At 59.9% G+C, this 17,321-nt stretch carries 14 protein-coding genes; 7 read left to right on the top strand and 7 right to left on the bottom strand.

All coding sequences use genetic code 11. From position 1 onward, the window contains the following. Window positions 1-2 precede the first annotated feature (2 nt). Genes VRB54_RS08795 through VRB54_RS08785 form a run of 3 tightly spaced genes read right to left on the bottom strand, consistent with a single transcriptional unit; the run spans window position 3 to window position 3,626 of the window. Window positions 3-779, bottom strand: coding sequence for a hypothetical protein (locus VRB54_RS08795; protein WP_338480409.1), 777 nt, complete (start codon window positions 777-779; stop codon window positions 3-5). Further along, entirely contained in the window at window positions 772-1,608 is an 837-nt protein-coding gene (locus VRB54_RS08790) for a DUF4123 domain-containing protein (protein ID WP_338481071.1), read from the bottom strand. The genes VRB54_RS08795 and VRB54_RS08790 overlap by 8 nt, the downstream gene beginning before the upstream one ends. Next, window positions 1,608-3,626 carry a type VI secretion system tip protein VgrG gene (locus VRB54_RS08785; RefSeq protein WP_338480408.1) on the bottom strand — a complete coding sequence of 673 codons (2,019 nt, stop codon included), beginning with the start codon at window positions 3,624-3,626 and terminating at the stop codon, window positions 1,608-1,610. The genes VRB54_RS08790 and VRB54_RS08785 overlap by 1 nt, the downstream gene beginning before the upstream one ends. 574 nt (window positions 3,627-4,200) lie before the next feature. Here VRB54_RS08785 and VRB54_RS08780 point away from each other — a divergent pair. Beyond that, window positions 4,201-5,352, top strand: a complete 1,152-nt coding sequence (locus VRB54_RS08780) for an MFS transporter (RefSeq protein ID WP_338480407.1) — start codon at window positions 4,201-4,203, stop codon at window positions 5,350-5,352. A gap of 392 nt (window positions 5,353-5,744) precedes the next feature. Here the strand turns inward: VRB54_RS08780 and VRB54_RS08775 are convergent, their stop codons facing one another. Together VRB54_RS08775 and VRB54_RS08770 are read right to left on the bottom strand one after the other, a co-directional pair. Beyond that, entirely contained in the window at window positions 5,745-6,662 is a 918-nt protein-coding gene (locus tag VRB54_RS08775) for a type III secretion protein (protein ID WP_338480406.1), read from the bottom strand. A gap of 230 nt (window positions 6,663-6,892) precedes the next feature. Further along, window positions 6,893-7,768, bottom strand: a complete 876-nt coding sequence (locus tag VRB54_RS08770) for a type III secretion effector protein (protein ID WP_338480405.1) — start codon at window positions 7,766-7,768, stop codon at window positions 6,893-6,895. Between the two features lie 188 nt (window positions 7,769-7,956). Between VRB54_RS08770 and VRB54_RS08765 the strand changes: the two genes are divergently transcribed. The 3 genes from VRB54_RS08765 to VRB54_RS08755 are packed head-to-tail and all read left to right on the top strand — an operon-like array spanning window position 7,957 to window position 11,519. Next, window positions 7,957-8,757: a glucose 1-dehydrogenase gene (locus VRB54_RS08765; protein ID WP_338480404.1), complete on the top strand. Its 801-nt coding sequence runs from the start codon at window positions 7,957-7,959 to the stop codon at window positions 8,755-8,757. After that, window positions 8,750-10,576 carry a glycoside hydrolase family 15 protein gene (locus VRB54_RS08760; RefSeq protein ID WP_338480403.1) on the top strand — a complete coding sequence of 609 codons (1,827 nt, stop codon included), beginning with the start codon at window positions 8,750-8,752 and terminating at the stop codon, window positions 10,574-10,576. The genes VRB54_RS08765 and VRB54_RS08760 overlap by 8 nt, the downstream gene beginning before the upstream one ends. A 40-nt stretch (window positions 10,577-10,616) precedes the next feature. After that, window positions 10,617-11,519, top strand: a complete 903-nt coding sequence (locus tag VRB54_RS08755; RefSeq protein ID WP_338480401.1) for an alpha/beta hydrolase — start codon at window positions 10,617-10,619, stop codon at window positions 11,517-11,519. 534 nt (window positions 11,520-12,053) lie between these two features. Here VRB54_RS08755 and VRB54_RS08750 read toward each other — a convergent pair. Further along, on the bottom strand, window positions 12,054-13,019 hold the full coding sequence (locus VRB54_RS08750) for a GlxA family transcriptional regulator (RefSeq protein WP_338480400.1): 966 nt from the start codon (window positions 13,017-13,019) through the stop codon (window positions 12,054-12,056). A 92-nt stretch (window positions 13,020-13,111) separates the two neighbouring features. Between VRB54_RS08750 and inhA the strand changes: the two genes are divergently transcribed. Next, window positions 13,112-13,792: an isonitrile hydratase gene (gene inhA / locus VRB54_RS08745; RefSeq protein ID WP_338480399.1), complete on the top strand. Its 681-nt coding sequence runs from the start codon at window positions 13,112-13,114 to the stop codon at window positions 13,790-13,792. A gap of 248 nt (window positions 13,793-14,040) precedes the next feature. Here the strand turns inward: inhA and VRB54_RS08740 are convergent, their stop codons facing one another. Next, window positions 14,041-14,232 carry a hypothetical protein gene (locus tag VRB54_RS08740; protein ID WP_338480398.1) on the bottom strand — a complete coding sequence of 64 codons (192 nt, stop codon included), beginning with the start codon at window positions 14,230-14,232 and terminating at the stop codon, window positions 14,041-14,043. A 189-nt stretch (window positions 14,233-14,421) separates the two neighbouring features. On the opposite strand from VRB54_RS08740, the gene VRB54_RS08735 reads away from it, so the two are divergent. Then, window positions 14,422-15,861, top strand: coding sequence for an undecaprenyl-phosphate glucose phosphotransferase (locus VRB54_RS08735; protein ID WP_060549840.1), 1,440 nt, complete (start codon window positions 14,422-14,424; stop codon window positions 15,859-15,861). Beyond that, a complete protein-coding gene (locus VRB54_RS08730; protein WP_209980858.1) occupies window positions 15,861-17,321 on the top strand; it encodes a mannose-1-phosphate guanylyltransferase/mannose-6-phosphate isomerase in 1,461 nt (486 codons plus the stop codon). Before VRB54_RS08735 ends, VRB54_RS08730 begins: the two co-directional genes overlap by 1 nt.

The raw sequence follows: 17,321 nt of genomic DNA, 5'->3' as shown, positions 1-17,321 counted from the left end.
CCTTATTCAGTGCAGGTTGGATAAATAGTGCATCTACGTCCATCGGGCATTTTGAAAGACTTGAAGTCCACCGTATTTGCGGCGCAAAAAGCGTTCTGGTCCTCCAGGCTGCTTCCCCGACAACGCTTCCAGCCCTGTGGAAACTGGACCCAGTTGTCGCCCATGTAAGGTCGTTCTTCGTTGATGACGCCTATGACAACCCTGAGGGTTTTCTTCGCAAGCTGGTCCCGTTCAACCGCCACAGATTTTTTGTGCTCGCCTTCCTCATCGGTTACCGAATTGCATTTAAGAACCTTGATGATTGCGTGCTGGGGCCCTGCAGTTCGAAACAACCACTGGCACTGCCGGCGTAATACCTGAACACTAGAATCCATTTCGGGTGAAGCGCCCGCCGCTGCGCCATCAGCGATAAAGACGCTCGTGACCTCTCCCGCCACATCCGAGTACCGCGCGCCCCACTTTGCATAAATATCAAACTCCAGGTCGCGTAACACCAGGGGACATCCGCCCGCCGTTTCGGTCAGAGGAAGCTCATAACTCACTCGACTCGCTACCGATGCGTACTCAGAAGAAAACACCTTCCGTTCAGGTCTTTTGCCTCGACGCCGGGGCAGCGTGCAGGTCTCCCCCGTTGCAGGTCGATAATTGGCAGCCGTTTTAATTTTAAAGTCCGCCGGCAAATCCACCTCCAACGTAAAGCGCTCCGCCGCCCCCCTCGCACACCCATAAAGCCCCGACATCACACAGACAAATAACGTCACTCCCACCCACTTATTCATCCTCGCGCTCCGCCCCCCGCCATTGCCCAGCAACCCGTTCAAAATGCTCTCCCGGCGCCTCGCCGGTTCTCGGTTGCCAATGAACAATGCTGCCTCGCGTCGCTTCCTCCAACCTGCGCACCACCAGGAATTCCAGCTGCTGCGCCCCGCTCCATTGCCAGGCACGTGCCTGTTCCAGTACCTGCGTCAGCCAGATTCCGGGGTCTTGGAATTCAAACAGCGCAGCAAGGTTTTCGCTGTGTTCGGCCAACAGGTAGCGCAGGATATTGGCGTGCAGGATCGCTTCAGACTGTGGGTTCGGGATGGTCTGCCATGGGACCGGATCAGGCACCGGATAGTCTCCGGGTGCAGGGTTCTCGGCTTGTTGCCAGGTGCCTTCATGCCAGTAGCACACGCTGATCAGAGGACCGAGAAAGGTCGGCCAGTGTGCTTTCGGTAAATGAGCCAGGGCACGGGCGAAGGTGCGACTGTCGTGGAAACGGTAGAGCGCCTGACTACCCGCCGGCCCCATGATCAACCGCTCGCGCCAGTGTCGCGTCAGACTGGTCAGGTCTTCATCGGGCAGGCTGCCCAGCCAGCCCCAATGGACCTCGGGATGTTGCAACAACTCAACCAGAGCGGGTTCACTCAGATGCTCCAACAGCAGGATCACGGGACCTGAGTCTGCCAGCTCCGCTGCAGCGGTCTCGCTGTACAGGCTGCGGTAGTAAGGCGGCTCACGCACGGCCAGCAGTGGCTGGCGCGCACGGTTGCTTCCCTCGAGTATCAGACACAGACGCCGTCCCGCCTGTTGTTGCCGGGCCATCCATTCGCTGGGCAGGTTCTCCATCATGCAGCCCTCCCAAGCACGTCGCACAGGCCTTCGCGGCAGCGTTCGCAGAGTGGGCAAAAATCCGCGTCCAGCTTTCGAGCCAGATTCATGATCGCGCCCTGTGCCCTGGAGATGCTCGGAGCAGCCGTTGGCATAGCACTGATTGAGCGCGTGACGGACGGCGCGCCGCCCGGGATGATTGGCCGGCTGCTGAAGATACCGCCGGCCTGGATCACCAAGTGCTCTCCCCCGGCCTTCAGACTCAGTTGCGCCCCCGCATCAATCACCAGGCTGGCACCGGCCTTGAGGTGCAGTTGCTGCCCGGCCTCAATCACCAGGGTCTGGCCGACATGGGTCAGGCTGTCGCCCTGTACATCGAGGTGATCGTGAGCTTCGAGCACCACCTTGCGATCACCCACGACATGGCGATGATCCTCGCTTTCCAGGCGCACCGTGTTCACTCCGCGAATGATTTCACGCCGCTCGCCGACCACCTCAAGGCGGCTGTCGTGCCCGACCTGTTGTTCCAGGTCACGCTGGGCGCGCAGGAAGATGAGTTCCTCGCCACGCCGGTCTTCCAGGTGCAACTCGTTGGCGCCATCGCCGCCGGGTGAGCTGCAACTGCGCAACACGCTGCGCGTCTTGTGTTGTGGCAACGGGTAGGTGGGCAGGTGTGATGCATTGGGCAGGCAGCCGTTGACAAGCGGCCGATCCGGATCGCCTTCCAGGAACGTCACCAGCACTTCCATTCCCACCCGTGGAATCATCATCGCGCCGAAGCCATTACCTGCCCATCCCGACGCCACCCTCACCCAGCAACTGCTCTTTTCGTCGGTCTTGTCCAGGCGATCCCAATGAAAGCGGACCTTCACCCGGCCATAGGCATCACAATGCACATCCTCCCCGGCAGGCCCGGTCACCGTCGCGGTCTGGCTGCCGTTGATGGTTGGCCCGGGATGTTTGAGGGGCGGTCGGTGTACGGCGCGCCAGGGTGTCGCGGTGAAGCGGTTGCGATAGCCACGGAATTTGCCAGCCTCGAATACCGCCTCCTCCAGCACCTGCGGTTGATAACCCTCATGGTGCACCGACGTGAGCAGCCACAGGTCATTGCAATCCGGGTCCGGGTGGTCCTGCAACGGCAGGAAGTGACCACTGCGCAGCGCAGGTTGATCGCTCCTGCCCAGCACGCGATGTCGATCGCTTTGATGGCGCTCCAGGCCACGTCGCGCCAATTGCACACCGCGCGCATGGCCGGTGAAGCCTGCGGGGTAGTGATAGTCTTGATGGGGTTGCGCACCAGCGTCCCCAGCGGTGTCCTGCAGACATAGCGAAGGGTGCTCGAAATCGTGATCACGGCGCACGGTTTGCCGGCTGCGTGTCGCCAGCCGCCGGTCGAAACGCTGGACCACCGGAGCGCCCTGGTGCATCGGGTCGGCTGACGGGCTGTAACGCTGCGCGGGCAGGCGCTGGAACACCGTCTGGTCATCGCCGAATACCAGTAGATGATTGTCCGCAGTGTGGCGAAAGTGGAAATGGATGCCCTCCTCCTCGCACAGCCGCTGGATAAAATGCAGGTCGGTTTCCGCGTATTGCACGCAGAACGCGCGCGGCGGATACACCACCGGGCCAAGCTCAAAGGCATAGGCGTCGGCCAGGATGCCGTGGTGTTCGAGCACCGCCGCAATGATCTGCGGCACGCTGCGCTGCTGGAAAATCCGCTGGTCGCGGCGATGGGCCAGGCACGCCAGTCGCGGTGCCAGGGTGAGGCGGTAACGCGTGAGCCGTGCACCAGGGTCATCGCGCCCGACGCTGTAGACCTGCCCATGCAGGCCTTCATCGACTTCACCCAGGCAAAGGAAGGCTGGTTGATGAAGCAAGGCCTCCAGGTCAATCGAGGCGTTTTCGCTGACTAACTGAACCTGAATAAAGTATGGCTGATCAATGGCCTCAGTGCCCTTGAATGCCAATACCTGAAAGTCTGTATCCAGCCCTGGAAATATCAATTTAAACCGTGAAGAAACAAACGCATCAGCCATCTTGGGTAACCGCCAATCAACTTCCTGATTGAAATACTTTTCCTCGTCACTCCCTGCTGGGCGCCGAAAAAAAGTGCCTGAACGCCCTGAAGCTTAGCGATTCCAGAGGGAATTCGGCCTTTCAAAAATAAAAAGGAAGTTTCGTACGACGAGGATGGAAGTGTCTTTTACAAAACAATAAAAAGACCAACAGACTGATTGCTACCAATAAGAAATTTCGTACGTTAGTTCGTAGGCAGATAACTAACGAGTTGTAGGCACTGGTTAAGCAAGTGTTGACCCATCACAAAAAACCGATCCTGTGGGAGGTGCACTGAAAAAGAGTAATCCCCGCAGGAAATCCGGGGTTCAACCTTTCCTCCGGGGACAGCACACCTTCAAGAACACCTCCCGCAGGCTCGATAGCCTTTCTGTGGTCAGTAACGTGCTGAGCGTTCCCGCATTTGTAAAATAATATTCGCGACCGGCGCTTTTAAGCCAGAACGCCGACGCAAGCACGCTCGCTCGGCACGGTCTGATGTGCAAGGATGTCGCGCAGGACATCGTTAGTTGAACGTCAAACCAAGGACTCTGCATGACTGCCATCCCCACCCCAGCGCCCGTGGTTCCCGGCCGGCTGGAACAAATGTCGACACGCATCGCCTTTTTTATCGCCGGTTTCGGCATCGCGGCCTGGGCCCCTCTGGTGCCCTATGCCAAGGCACGCGCGAACCTCAACGAAGGCACACTTGGCCTGCTGCTGTTGTGCCTGGGCGTCGGGTCGATCCTCGCCATGCCGGTGGCGGGGGTGCTCGCATCGCGCTACGGCTGCCGTCGCGTACTGACGGCGGGTACGGTCATGATCTGCCTGGCCTTGCCCATGCTGGCCACAGTCAGTTCGATACCGCTACTGATTGCCGGGTTATTCCTGTTCGGTGCGGGCCTCGGCTCGGTGGACTCTACGGTCAACCTGCAAGCGGTGATCGTCGAGCGTGCCAGTGGCAAGACCATGATGTCGGGCTTCCATGGGTTGTTCAGCCTGGGAGGCATCGTCGGCGCTGCGGGTGTCGCCGGCCTGCTGGGGCTCGGCTGCTCGCCCCTGCAGGCGACGCTGGTGGTGATCGTGATCATGGTTGTGGCGCTGCTCAAGGCCGCGCCGCATCTGTTGCCGTACGGCAGTGAAAGCTCCGGACCTGCGTTTGCCATTCCCCATGGCGTGGTGCTGTTTATCGGCTGTCTGTGCTTTATCGTGTTCCTGGCTGAAGGCGCGGTGCTGGACTGGAGCGCAGTGTTCCTCAATGCCGAACGTGGCCTGGATGAAGCCTATGCGGGCCTGGGCTATGCGGCCTTTGCCTTGACCATGACCGCCGGACGCCTGACTGGTGATGTGATCGTGCGTCGACTGGGCGCAACGCGTGTGATCGTGGTCGGCGGTGCGCTGGCGGCGGCCGGCATATTCCTCGCGACACTCTCCCCTGCCTGGGAAATGGCATTGCTCGGTTATGCGCTGGTGGGCGCGGGCTGTTCAAACATCGTTCCGGTGCTCTATACCGCAGTCGGCAAGCAGACCGTAATGCCGGAACACATTGCCGTGCCGGCCATCACGACCCTGGGCTATGCAGGGATTCTGGCGGGTCCTGCGGTGATCGGGTTCATTGCTCACGGCAGCAGTCTGGCCACCGCCTTCATGCTGATCGGGATTCTGCTGGCAGGGGTAGCGGTCAGCGGGAAAATACTGCGGACATGATCACGCTCGACGGGAAAACAGGTTCCGTAAGCTGGCGAGCAGTGAACTCGATAAACCGGACTCAGACTTCTCCGTGAGCGCTCTCGAACCTTTATGAAAGTCCTCGGTAGTAGGTGCCTTGAAGCTGAATTTAGGCGTGGACGTGAGGTTGAGGCCCTGCGGCAGAGACTTGTCCTGGTTTTTGGCCTCACATGCAGCAGTCAGGGGTACTACGGTGTACTGGGCGTGACGAGATTCAACGGATGTCGAGTTCATGATCCAGACCTGATCCAGTAGTTGAAGACACCCACCGACATACTCCTGCCGATGGGTGCCTTATTCGTGGCAAACCGCCGCAAATGGTTCCCGCCTGACCGCTCCAAACGCCTGTAAAGTGGCTCCGCCAACTGCACTCAACGTGCCTTGCGCTCCGCGTCCTGCTCAAGCCAATGATCAAGGCACGTATTGCTGAGATAGCCCTGCGGACACATCGGACCAAACAGCAGCCCGGCGTTGGCGCGCTCCAGAGAGGGCATCAATTCCGGTCGAGCAAACACATTCTTCGCCATGTACACACAGCGCTCGCTGTATTTGGGTCTGGGCATGCCTGTGGACGGATCGACTACAGGCACTGCGTGCCGATCAACCTCGTAAGGGTCCTGCATCACCTCCTTGAGCGCCGCGATTGCCACGTACTGGCGAGCGCCAAAGAAAAACTTTCGATCCTTCGCCGGCTCGCGCAGTTGCTCGAACAGTTCTTTAAGGGCCAATACCACCTCGTGATTGCCCTTGCCATGAAACGGATCCTGGCTGAATACCTGCGGCGAACTGCTGCCCTGCATCGCCGAAGCGGCCATCTTGAGGCTGTCGCGGGTGATGTCGCCATCGCGGGTCAAGATCGCATCAGTCAGTCGCGGGCGCTTGAGGATTTCCCCCACTATCGGGCTCAGGCGGCTTCGCTCGTCGCAATCGTCGTTGGGCTCAGCCGCAAACTGCTGCAGTGATGACAGGGTCAGGCGGCCCTCCTTCAGGAAGGGGCACAACAGGTAATAGTCTTTTTCCAGTGCCGAGGCCAACTGGCTGTCCGTCGTTGCGCAGCCGATGGGAGAAGTCCGCGCCCGCACATTGGGGAAATTCTGCAAACCTCGGTGATGCAGCACGGACAATGATCCGCGCAACCTTGAAGACTGACGAGGTGCCTCGGCCGTTACTGCATCCCGATTTTCACCCCAGGCCGCGGGAGACGATGCCGGTGTTGGCACGGCTGACGGCGTAGCCGTTGTATCCAGCGCAGAAAGCCGTGCGTAAGGTAATGCGCTCTCGATACTCATGAGCTATCTCCAACTTTTTCAAATATAGGCCTGCCTGGTGAGCATCAACTTGATGAGCCCGGTCATCGAGTAAACTCAGGTCAGGCAAACACCTGATATGTGGCTGGATAAGGGAGCCAGTTCCGAGTGCTCGAAAAACACCAATGACAGCATGTAAAAATCGTTGCGCCATGGCGGGTGGCCAACCCGTTACCAGGCGCCACGCACGGTGGGTGGCGCCGGGGCAACTGTCAGCGAGACAAGTGATAGAGCGCTGACAGGCTGATAGTGTCGCCGTTGGACCCGAGTTGAAAGGCATTGAGGTTTTCCAACAACTGAGAACGCTTGAGGATTTCACGCGCCATCTGAATCAGGTCATCCTGATGATCTTTACCCATCAGAGGTTCGGCAGCCCACCTTGCCAGGTCGCTGATCTGGAGATGCTGCGCCCCGGGCATTTTCAATTCGTTGAAGTGCTGGAATATCGACCCGACCAGCTCTTTATCACTTTTGTACTTGAAGTAGGTATCGCCCCGGCTGACGGCGGCCAGGTTTTGCAAACTGATCAGGCCATCCTGCGCGCCCGTGAATTTATCCTGATCGAGACCTCTCATAAGCGCCGGGCGCTTGAGCATTTCTCTGGCCAGAAGGATGTTCTGGTTCATGACCGGATCGCTGGTCCAGGCTTTTTTTGACATCGTTCGAATACTGTCGAGGCTGACATAACTCGGCTTCTTCGGGTCTCTGAAGGCATCGAAATTATTGAACAGCATCTGCGCCAGCTGTTCGTTATTCTTCGTCGACACGCCCGCAAGCTGGGGTGGCCGACCGAACCCTAGCAGGCTCATCAAGTTATTGACCATTGCCAGCAAACCCCACATCGAGGGCGCAGGGCGCTGAGGCTCGGCGTGCTGATGCTGATAAGGCGCTGTGGTAGGTGGTTGACCGAAAACCGGTCCGCCGTGGTTTTGATGGAAATGAAAGCTCACATTGGTCGCTTTTTGTCCAATGACGGACGACGCAGCAGGCGAAGAACGCGGGGCAGCGTCCTCAGGCCTGGCATTAGTCTGCGAGTGACCATGGAACGATGAAGTGGATACGGATGGATCAGTCGTCGATACCGACATGGGTTTCTCCAGTGAACGGGGCGGTCTTCAGTCGACAGATCCGACCTGCGGTCGAAACGCATCAACTGACCTCCTGTGTGGCACATCGGTCGGAATCGGTTCCTGGCGGGCAATCATGCATGGCCCTGAACTTCCAGCGCTGCCCGCCAGTCAGCACAAGGGACTCTCAACAATCAGTGGGTGGGCCGATGCAAATCACATTGCAGCAACAAGTAGCGCTGGTCACCGGTGCCAGCTCCGGCATCGGCGCAGGCGCCGCCAAGGCCCTGGCCGAAGCCGGCGCGGCGGTGGTGCTCAATTACAATTCCCAGGCGGCACCGGCCGAAGCCCTGGCCGCGCAGATCAATGCCGACGGCGGCCGCGCCATTGCCATCGGCGGCGATGTGTCAAAAGAGGCTGACGTGGAGCATCTGTTTGCCCAGACCCTCGACGCATTCGGTCACCTGGATATTCTGGTCGCCAACTCCGGCCTGCAAAAGGACGCCAACCTGGTCGATATGACCCTCGACGACTGGAACACCGTGATCGGCGTCAACCTCACCGGCCAGTTCCTCTGCGCCCGTGCAGCGGTGCGCATTTTCAATCGCCAGGGTGTGCGCGAAGGTGTTTCCCGCGCGGCCGGCAAGATCATCCACATGAGTTCGGTGCACCAGTTGATTCCCTGGGCCGGCCATGTGAATTACGCAGCGTCCAAAGGCGGTGTGGAGATGTTGATGCGCACCCTGGCCCAGGAGGTCAGCGAGCAGCGCATTCGCATCAATGGCATTGCGCCGGGGGCGATTCGCACGGCGATCAACCGCGCAGCCACCGAAGGCGCGGCGCAAAAAGAGCTGCTCAAGCTGATCCCCTATGGCCGGGTTGGCGACGTGGAAGACGTGGCCAATGCGGTGGTATGGCTGGCCAGTGACGCGTCCGATTATGTGGTCGGCAGCACCTTGTTCATTGACGGCGGCATGAGCCTTTATCCGGAGTTTCGTGGCAATGGTTGATTTCAGAAACGAACCCCAGAGCGCGATTGACGCGCACGGCATCATCGGCGACATGCGCAGCGCAGCATTGGTGAACGACAAGGGCAGCATCGACTTTTTCTGCTGGCCGGAATTCGACAGCCCGTCGATCTTCTGCGCGTTGCTCGACACCCCCGAAGCCGGCACTTTCCAGCTCACCCCCGACCTGCCTGACGCCCGTCGCGAGCAGATCTACCTGCCCGACACCAATGTGCTGCAAACCCGCTGGTTGAGTGACGAAGCCGTGGTGGAGATCACCGATCTGCTCACCGTCAGTGAGGATATCGATGACCTGCCGCTGTTGATTCGTCGCGTGCGCGTGGTCAGCGGCAAGGCGACCATTCACCTGCGCTGCGCCGTGCGCCATGACTATGCGCGGGCCACCACCCGCGCCGAGATGGCCAATTCCGGCGTGCTGTTCAGCGCCGCCGACCAGCCAGGCCTGCGCCTGAGCGGCAGCCATCCGCTGACCCTCGAAGACGATGCCGCCGTCGCCAGCTTCAGTCTGGCCCAGGACGAAGGTGCCGAATTCGTGCTCGGCGGTGAGGATGATCCACGTGTCACCAACGCTTGCACCGACCTCTACCTGGAACGCACCTTGAAGTTCTGGCGCGGCTGGATCAGCCAATCCAATTACCGCGGGCGCTGGCGCGAAATGGTCAACCGCTCGGCCCTGGCGCTGAAACTGCTGACCTCGCGCAAACACGGCGCGATCATCGCCGCAGCTACCTTCGGCCTGCCTGAAACTGCCGGCGGCGAGCGCAACTGGGATTATCGCTACACCTGGATCCGCGACGCTTCTTTCACGGTTTACGCGTTCATGCGCCTGGGATTTATCGAGGAAGCCAACAGCTACATGCGCTGGCTCAAGGGCCGCGTCAGCGACTGCTGCGGCCAGTCGATCAAGATCAACATTCTTTACGGCATCGACGGTCGCCAGGAGTTGCCGGAAGACACCCTGGATCACTTCAGCGGCCATGGCGGCGCCACGCCGGTGCGCATCGGCAACGAAGCGTTCGATCAGGTCCAGCTGGATATCTACGGCGAGCTGATGGACGCGGTTTACCTGGTGAACAAATACGGTGAAGCCATCTCCCATGAGGGTTGGAAACACACGGTGGACGTGGCGAACCAGGTCTGCGAAATCTGGAACACCAAGGATGTGGGCATCTGGGAGATGCGCGGCGAACAGCATCACTTCCTGCACTCGCGGCTGATGTGCTGGGTGGCGCTGGACCGCGCGATTCGCTTGGCCTCCAAACGTTCGCTGCCGGCGCCGTTCGCCCGCTGGGACCAGACGCGCCAGGCGATCTACGCCGACATCTGGGAAAACTTCTGGAACGAGGAGCGAGGGCATTTCGTGCAGCACATCGGCAGCACCGCCCTCGACGGCTCAATGCTGCTGATGCCGCTGGTACGCTTCGTCGCCGCCACCGACCCGCGCTGGCTGTCGACCCTGGCCGCGATCCAGAAAAGCCTGGTACGCGACGGCATGGTCTACCGCTATCGCAACGACGACAGCCAGATCGACGGCCTGCAGGGCACCGAAGGCGCTTTCGCGGCCTGCTCATTCTGGTATGTCGAATGCCTGGCCCGCGCCGGCCAGGTGGAAAAGGCCCACCTGGAATTCGAGCAACTGCTGCGCTACGCCAACCCGCTGGGCTTGTACGCCGAAGAATTCGACACCCAGGCACGGCACCTGGGCAACACGCCCCAGGCGCTGAGCCATCTGGCGTTGATCAGCGCGGCGACGTTTCTGGACAGGAAGTTGAGTGGGGAGAAGACGGTGTGGCAGCCGTGACCATAGGGTTTAACTTTTGACGCGTCGATAGGAGCCTACGATGAACTGCCCTGCCCCGCTGCTTTACGTGCGTACCTCCATGCTGGACATGGCCTATGAGGCCCATGGCCCGGCCGACGGTGAACCGGTGATTCTGTTGCACGGTTTCCCCTATGACCCGCGCAGCTATGATGGGATTGCGCCGGTCCTGGGCGAGCAGGGCTATCGCGTGCTGGTGCCCTACTTGCGCGGCTACGGGCCGACGCGGTTCATCAACACACAGGTGATGCGCTCGGGGCAGCAAGCGGCGCTGGCCAGGGACTTGCTGGACTTCATGGATGCGCTGTCGATTGCGCAAGCCACGCTGGCCGGTTACGACTGGGGCGGGCGCGCTGCCTGTATCGTCGCGGCACTGTGGCCGGAGCGGGTGCGTGGGCTGGTCACCGGGGATGGCTACAACATTCAGGACATTGCCCACTCCGACGAGCCTCAAGCGCCTGCGACGGAGCATCGACTGTGGTACCAGTACTATTTTCACACCCCACGCGGCGCGACGGGTTTGACGGACAACCGCCGCGAGCTCTGCCGATTGCTGTGGGCGCTTTGGTCGCCGTCGTGGGCAGAAGGACCGAGCCTGTATGAGCAGACCGCGCTTTCATTCGATAACCCGGACTTTGTCGAGGTGGTGATTCACTCCTATCGCCATCGATTCATGTACGCCCCGGGTGATCCTGCGCTGGAACCCATTGAACAGGCGCTGGCGCAACAACCACCGATTTCAGTGCCGAGTATTTCGTTGTGCGGGGCCGACGACGGCGTAGGTCCTGCGCCGGAAGAAGATGAAGACCTCGCACATTTCAGCGGGTTTTATCGACGCCAGGTATTGCCTGGCGTGGGCCACAATATTCCTCAGGAAGCACCGCGAGCGACCCTGGCGGCGTTGCTGGAATTGCTGCAACGATAAAAGCCCCCTCCCCGCAGGATAAGGCTTGCGATACAGGCGATGCGGTCTGGCAGATACACCGCAGCGATCCCATCGCAGCCTCGCTAAAGCTCGACAGCTCCCACAGGAGATCGGTGGTGTGGTCTGTATCTCCATTCGCAAGTCTCACGCCGGACACACCCTCACAGTCGACCCCAATCAAATGTGGGAGCTGTCGAGCCCCGGCGAGGCTGCGATGGGATCACCTCGGTGTACCTGCTGGACCGAGTTGCCTGCATCGCAGCCTCGCTAAAGCTCGACAGCTCCCACAGAAGATCGGTGGTGTGGTCTGTATTTCCATTCGCAAGTCTCACGCCGGACACACCCTCACAGTCGACCCCAATCAAATGTGGGAGCTGTCGAGCCCCGGCGAGGCTGCGATGGGATCACCTCGGTGTACCTACCATACCGAGTCGCCTGCATCGCAGCCTCGCTGAAGCTCGACAGCTCCCACAGGGATTGGCGCTCGCCACAGGAGCTACTTGTTTGGCAGGGCCGTTTCAATTGGCACCATGGCTACGCCGGTGAAAAACGCTCCCGGTATGCCTGAGGTGTCACCGACACTGCGCGCAGGAAGCTGCGGCGCAAGGTTTCTTCGCAACCAAACCCACACTGCACGGCAATGCGCTTGATCGACGCTGCGCTGTCCGCCAGTTGCCGGCGGGCGGTTTCGACGCGGATCAGTTCGACGGCGCGAGCGGGAGTCTGGCCGGTTTCGGCGCGGTAGTGGCGCACGAAGCTGCGCTCGCTCATGCCGACCTGGGCTGCCAGGGTGGCGATGCTCAGGTCCAGCGTCAGGTTCTCCGCGATCCAGGCATGCAATTCGGCGAAACGGCTGCCGCCGTTTTGCAGCGACAGGGTGACGCTGAATTGCGACTGCCCGCCGGGGCGCTTGAGGAACACCACCAGGTGCCGCGCCACCTCCAGGGCCACGGCGCGGCCGAGATCTTCCTCGACGAGCGCCAGGCACAGGTCGATACCGGCGGTCACACCGGCCGACGTCCACACGGCGCCCTGCTGGATGAAGATCGGGTTTGGCTCCACCGTCAACGCGGGAAACTTGCGCGCCAGTTCCTCGCAACGTGTCCAGTGGGTGGCGACGCGGCAACCGTCGAGCAGGCCGCTGGCTGCCAGCAGAAAAGCACCGGTGCATACCGAAGCCATGCGCCGCGTGTGCCGGGCCTTTGCGCGTACCCACTGCACCAGCGCCGGGTCCTCGGCGGCACCGTAGACGCCCCAGCCACCGGCGATGACCAGGGTGTCGCACGGCGTGTCGAACGCCGGCAACGGCTCGGCCACCAGCGCCAGGCCGGCGGAAGTCATGACCGGTTCGGCCTGGGCCGCGATCACCGAGACGCGATACGGCAACGTCTGACTACGCTGACGGGCCAGATCATTGGCCGATGCGAACACCTGCAATGGCCCGGTCACATCGAGCACCTGGGCGTTATCAAAAGCGAGTACGTGAATGATTCTGGGCATGATTGGCGCGATTTGTGGGTTCAATGGCGTATACGCCAGAGCCTAGGCTTCTACAGTGCAAGCGTCTACTTCTTCTCAGCGGAGTTTCATTCATGACCTTGCAGATCGGCTTCCTGCTGTTCCCCGGCATTCAGCAACTGGACCTCACCGGCCCTTACGACGTACTGGGCTCGCTGCCGGACGTGAAATTACATCTGGTATGGAAGGACCTCGCACCGGTCACCTCCAGCACCGGCCTGGTGTTCACGCCGACCATGACCTATGCCGACTGCCCCAACCTGGATGTGCTCTGCGTACCCGGCGGTGCCGGCGTCGGTGCGCTGATGGAAGATGTCGACACCCTCGACTTCCTCAAGGCCCAGTCGCTCACTGCGCGTTACGTGACCTCGGTGTGCACCGGCTCGCTGGTACTCGGCGCAGCGGGTTTGCTGCGCGGTCGCAAGGCCACCACCCATTGGGCCTACCACGACATGCTCGCCCCGCTCGGGGCAATCCCGATACAGGAGCGCGTGGTGCGCGACGGCAACCTCTTCACCGGCGGCGGCATTACGGCAGGGATCGACTTTGCGCTGGTGCTGGCAGCGGAGCTGTACAGCGAAGCGGCGGCGCAACTGGTGCAGTTGCAGATCGAATACGCACCCGCGCCACCGTTCAACGCCGGGCGCCCGGACACTGCGCCACAGCATGTGTTGGACGAAGCCCACAAGCGCACCGCCGAGTCACGCAAGGTACGAGGTGAAATTACCGCACGCGCGGCCGCGCGATTAGGCTGAAAACGCAGAATCCATGTGGGAGCGGGCTTGCTCGCGAAGGTGGTGTGTCATTCGCTGAATCCTGTGACTGACACACCGCTTTCGCGAACAAGCCCGCTCCCACATTTTTTACCGAGTAATGCCGCCCCGTCGGGAACAAGCACCACCATTCAAAATGGTCGCTATCGTCCTTCGAATAACTTTTTTCCATTTATTTTTGAAGTTAAAAAGACAACTTCCACTTCGTTAAAACCCCGCAGCCACGGCGCTTAGTCGTAACTTCCACCTTCTCCTTGTCCCCCTTTCCCACCGCCTTTTGAAAAACCTTCGCTGTTGAGCAGGAAAAATTTCATTTTTGTTCCTACACTCAAAAACACACCCTCCTCTAACCAAGTATCCAGACAAGGAATGTCAATAAAATGCCTCAGAAAAACCTGCTTAACACCTTTAGAACGCTGCATCCGCACCACCGTCAATTCGTTGACTAAGCAACCATGAGGAACACTTCCTTTAGCCACTGCTCCGCAAGATCCCTTCGAATGGATTTGTCGCATTTGGATTGATTAGTTGCGATTTCACCAGCGTAGCCGAGTTTAATGCACTACTAACGCATACCGGTTAAACGCATGGAGTGCAATGAGGGATGTTTTATGCGAGAAAAGTCATCAGTCGATAGCTTGTTTTTAACGCGTGCCGGTTTTGTTGAGTTTTTTGTTGTTTTTGTCAAATTTATTCATGGTCTAAGTGCGATATTACCCCCGCTGGTACTGGTTTTTTTCATCGATCCGATGAACCCAGAGATGCGTTCGCACTTCCTTGGTCTGCTCGTATTTTTTGCGTTTCTGACCATCATTTTGTTTCAGGCATTGGGCATTTATTCGGAGGAATTGTTCAGCAACCGTCTCCGATTGAAAACCAAGGTCAAGGCCTGGTCAGCCGCCTTCTGCATCCTGCTGTTCATGTATCAGATATTGCAATTTTTTCCACAATTGACGCCACGTAACCTGTTGACCTGGTACTTCGCCAGCCTTGGGCTGTTTTGTCTCGAACGTTTGTTGATGCTGCGCCTTTACAGCAGTTTGATGCGCAAGGGTAAGTACCTGCAGCGCACGGTGATCCTTGGGTTTACCGACACCGCCGTGCACGTTGCCGACCACCTGCAACGCAACGGCGATATCCGCTCCGGTCTGATCGGTTTTATTGATGATCGCACCGAGCGCATCCCCAAGGAGTTAAGCAATCTGCCATTGCTGGGTAACACCCGCGACCTGGAAAAGCTGATCCGCGCCGAGCAGGTCAACCAGGTGATGATCTGTCTGCCCTGGGCTGCGGAGCAGCGCATCCATGGGTTGGTCAATCGTCTGCGACAGTTGTCGGTGAACGTGATGCTGGTGCCGGACATGGCCGCGCTGCGCTACGGCCATAGCAAGATCACCGACGTGGGCGGCATCCTGATGTTCAACACGTCGCAGTTACCGCTGCGCGGCTGGTCGCCGGTGATCAAACGTCTTGAAGATTGTTTGCTGGCGAGCCTGGCGCTGGTGGCGCTGTCGCCTGTGATGATCATCACGGCCATTGCGATCAAGCTCGACTCCAGGGGCCCGGTGTTGTTTCGCCAGAACCGCTTTGGCTACAACGACAATGAAATACGGGTGTTCAAGTTTCGCTCGATGTACACCGACCAGAGCGATTTCACCGCGCAACAACAAACCACCCGGCACGACCCGCGCATCACCCGCGTCGGGCGCATCATCCGCAAGACCAGCATCGACGAGCTGCCGCAGCTGTTCAATGTGCTGCTGGGCAACATGTCGATGGTCGGCCCGCGCCCTCACGCCACTGCCACCAAGGCTGCCGGCGTGCCCTTCGAGGTGGCGGTCAGCGAGTACAGCTCAAGGCACCGGGTCAAACCGGGCATTACCGGCTGGGCGCAGATCAATGGTTACCGGGGTGAAACCGACACTCTGTTCAAGATCCAGAAACGTGTCGAGTACGACCTGGAATACATCTCCAAGTGGTCGGTGTGGTTTGACTTGTACATCGTCTTCATGACGGTTCCCGCCGTTCTGTCCACCAAGGAAGTCTATTGATGAATACCCTCAACGGATTGATACCCTGCATTATTTCCGGTGGGTCGGGCACGCGGCTGTGGCCGGTGTCACGCCAGAACATGCCCAAGCCGTTCATGCGCATGCGCGATGGCCAGAGCCTGTTGCAGAAGACCTTCCAGCGTGCCGCACGCCTGCCCGGTGTGGAGAGCGTGCTGACGGTGACCAACCGCGAGATGCTGTTTCGTACACTCGATGACTACCGGTTGGTCAACCCGTCCCGCCTGCCCCTGGACCTGCTGCTGGAGCCGTTCGGTCGCAATACCGCCGCCGCCATTGCCGTCGCGGCGCTGCATGTGCAGGAACATTTTGGCGATGACGCACAACTGCTGGTGATGCCCGCCGACCATTTGATCCACAACGAGACTGCGTTCGCCGCCGCCGTGACCCAGGCCCGTGACCTGGCCGAGGCAGGCTTTCTGGTGACCTTCGGCATCCAGCCCGACCACCCGGAAACCGGCTTTGGTTATATCGAAAAAGGCGAGGCACTGAGCACCGGCAACCGCGTGCAGCGCTTTGTCGAGAAACCGGACCTGGCCACCGCACAAGCCTACCTCGACGGCGGCAAGCACCTGTGGAACGCCGGGATGTTCTGCTTCAAGGCCAAAACCCTGGTGGACGAACTGACCACTTACGCGCCCGAGGTATTGCAGGCGGCCCGCGCGGCCCTGGAGCACAGCCAGCACCTGCAGAACAAAACCTCGCGCCAGCGTGAGCTGGACGCAGAGGCCTTCGGCAGCGCGCCGGACGTTTCCATCGACGTGGCGCTGATGGAGAAATCCACGCAAGTGGCCGTGGTGCCCTGCGATATCGGCTGGAGCGACATCGGCTCGTGGGAAGCCCTGCGCCAGCTCACGCCGAGCGATGCCCATGGCAACCAGATCAACGGCGAAGCGATTTTGCATGACGTACACAACTGCTACATCGACTCGCCCAAGCGCGTACTCGGTGCCGTGGGCGTGCGCGATCTGATCATTGTCGACACCCCCGATGCCCTGCTGATTGCCGACGCCCACCGCAGCCAGGATGTGCGCTATATCGTTGCCGAACTCAAGCGCCAGAACCATCCGGCGTACAGCCTGCACCGCACCGTCACCCGGCCCTGGGGCACCTACACCGTGCTGGAGGAAAGCAGCCGGTTCAAGATCAAGCGCATCGTGGTCAAGCCGCAGGCGTCGTTGTCGTTGCAGATGCACCATCACCGCAGTGAACACTGGGTGGTGGTCAGCGGCGCTGCGCAGATCACCAATGGCGAGCGCGAATTTCTGATCAACGCCAATGAGTCCACCTATATTCCCGCCGGGCACAAGCATCGCCTGACCAACCCCGGCATCATCGATCTGGTGATGATCGAGGTGCAGAGCGGCGAGTACCTGGGCGAGGACGATATCGTGCGCTTTGACGATATCTACGGGCGCGCGCCTGCCGACGTGAAGAAGTGA

It is taken from the genome of Pseudomonas trivialis, from assembly GCF_036864995.1.
Lineage (GTDB): Bacteria > Pseudomonadota > Gammaproteobacteria > Pseudomonadales > Pseudomonadaceae > Aquipseudomonas > Aquipseudomonas trivialis.
The sequence above is the reverse complement of the archived record's forward strand: the minus strand, read 5'-3'. Positions and strand labels throughout refer to the sequence as shown.

What these genes read in the sequence shown, in the direction of transcription:
- VRB54_RS08735 (WP_060549840.1), top strand. Translation starts at nt 14,422, where the DNA reads ATGCGAGAAAAGTCATCAGTCGATAGCTTGTTTTTAACGCGTGCCGGT.
- VRB54_RS08795 (WP_338480409.1), bottom strand. Translation starts at nt 779, where the DNA reads ATGAATAAGTGGGTGGGAGTGACGTTATTTGTCTGTGTGATGTCGGGG.
- VRB54_RS08765 (WP_338480404.1), top strand. Translation starts at nt 7,957, where the DNA reads ATGCAAATCACATTGCAGCAACAAGTAGCGCTGGTCACCGGTGCCAGC.
- VRB54_RS08775 (WP_338480406.1), bottom strand. Translation starts at nt 6,662, where the DNA reads ATGAGTATCGAGAGCGCATTACCTTACGCACGGCTTTCTGCGCTGGAT.
- VRB54_RS08740 (WP_338480398.1), bottom strand. Translation starts at nt 14,232, where the DNA reads ATGCAGCGTTCTAAAGGTGTTAAGCAGGTTTTTCTGAGGCATTTTATT.
- VRB54_RS08730 (WP_209980858.1), top strand. Translation starts at nt 15,861, where the DNA reads ATGAATACCCTCAACGGATTGATACCCTGCATTATTTCCGGTGGGTCG.
- VRB54_RS08755 (WP_338480401.1), top strand. Translation starts at nt 10,617, where the DNA reads ATGAACTGCCCTGCCCCGCTGCTTTACGTGCGTACCTCCATGCTGGAC.
- VRB54_RS08790 (WP_338481071.1), bottom strand. Translation starts at nt 1,608, where the DNA reads ATGGAGAACCTGCCCAGCGAATGGATGGCCCGGCAACAACAGGCGGGA.
- VRB54_RS08760 (WP_338480403.1), top strand. Translation starts at nt 8,750, where the DNA reads ATGGTTGATTTCAGAAACGAACCCCAGAGCGCGATTGACGCGCACGGC.
- VRB54_RS08785 (WP_338480408.1), bottom strand. Translation starts at nt 3,626, where the DNA reads ATGGCTGATGCGTTTGTTTCTTCACGGTTTAAATTGATATTTCCAGGG.
- inhA (WP_338480399.1), top strand. Translation starts at nt 13,112, where the DNA reads ATGACCTTGCAGATCGGCTTCCTGCTGTTCCCCGGCATTCAGCAACTG.
- VRB54_RS08770 (WP_338480405.1), bottom strand. Translation starts at nt 7,768, where the DNA reads ATGTCGGTATCGACGACTGATCCATCCGTATCCACTTCATCGTTCCAT.
- VRB54_RS08750 (WP_338480400.1), bottom strand. Translation starts at nt 13,019, where the DNA reads ATGCCCAGAATCATTCACGTACTCGCTTTTGATAACGCCCAGGTGCTC.
- VRB54_RS08780 (WP_338480407.1), top strand. Translation starts at nt 4,201, where the DNA reads ATGACTGCCATCCCCACCCCAGCGCCCGTGGTTCCCGGCCGGCTGGAA.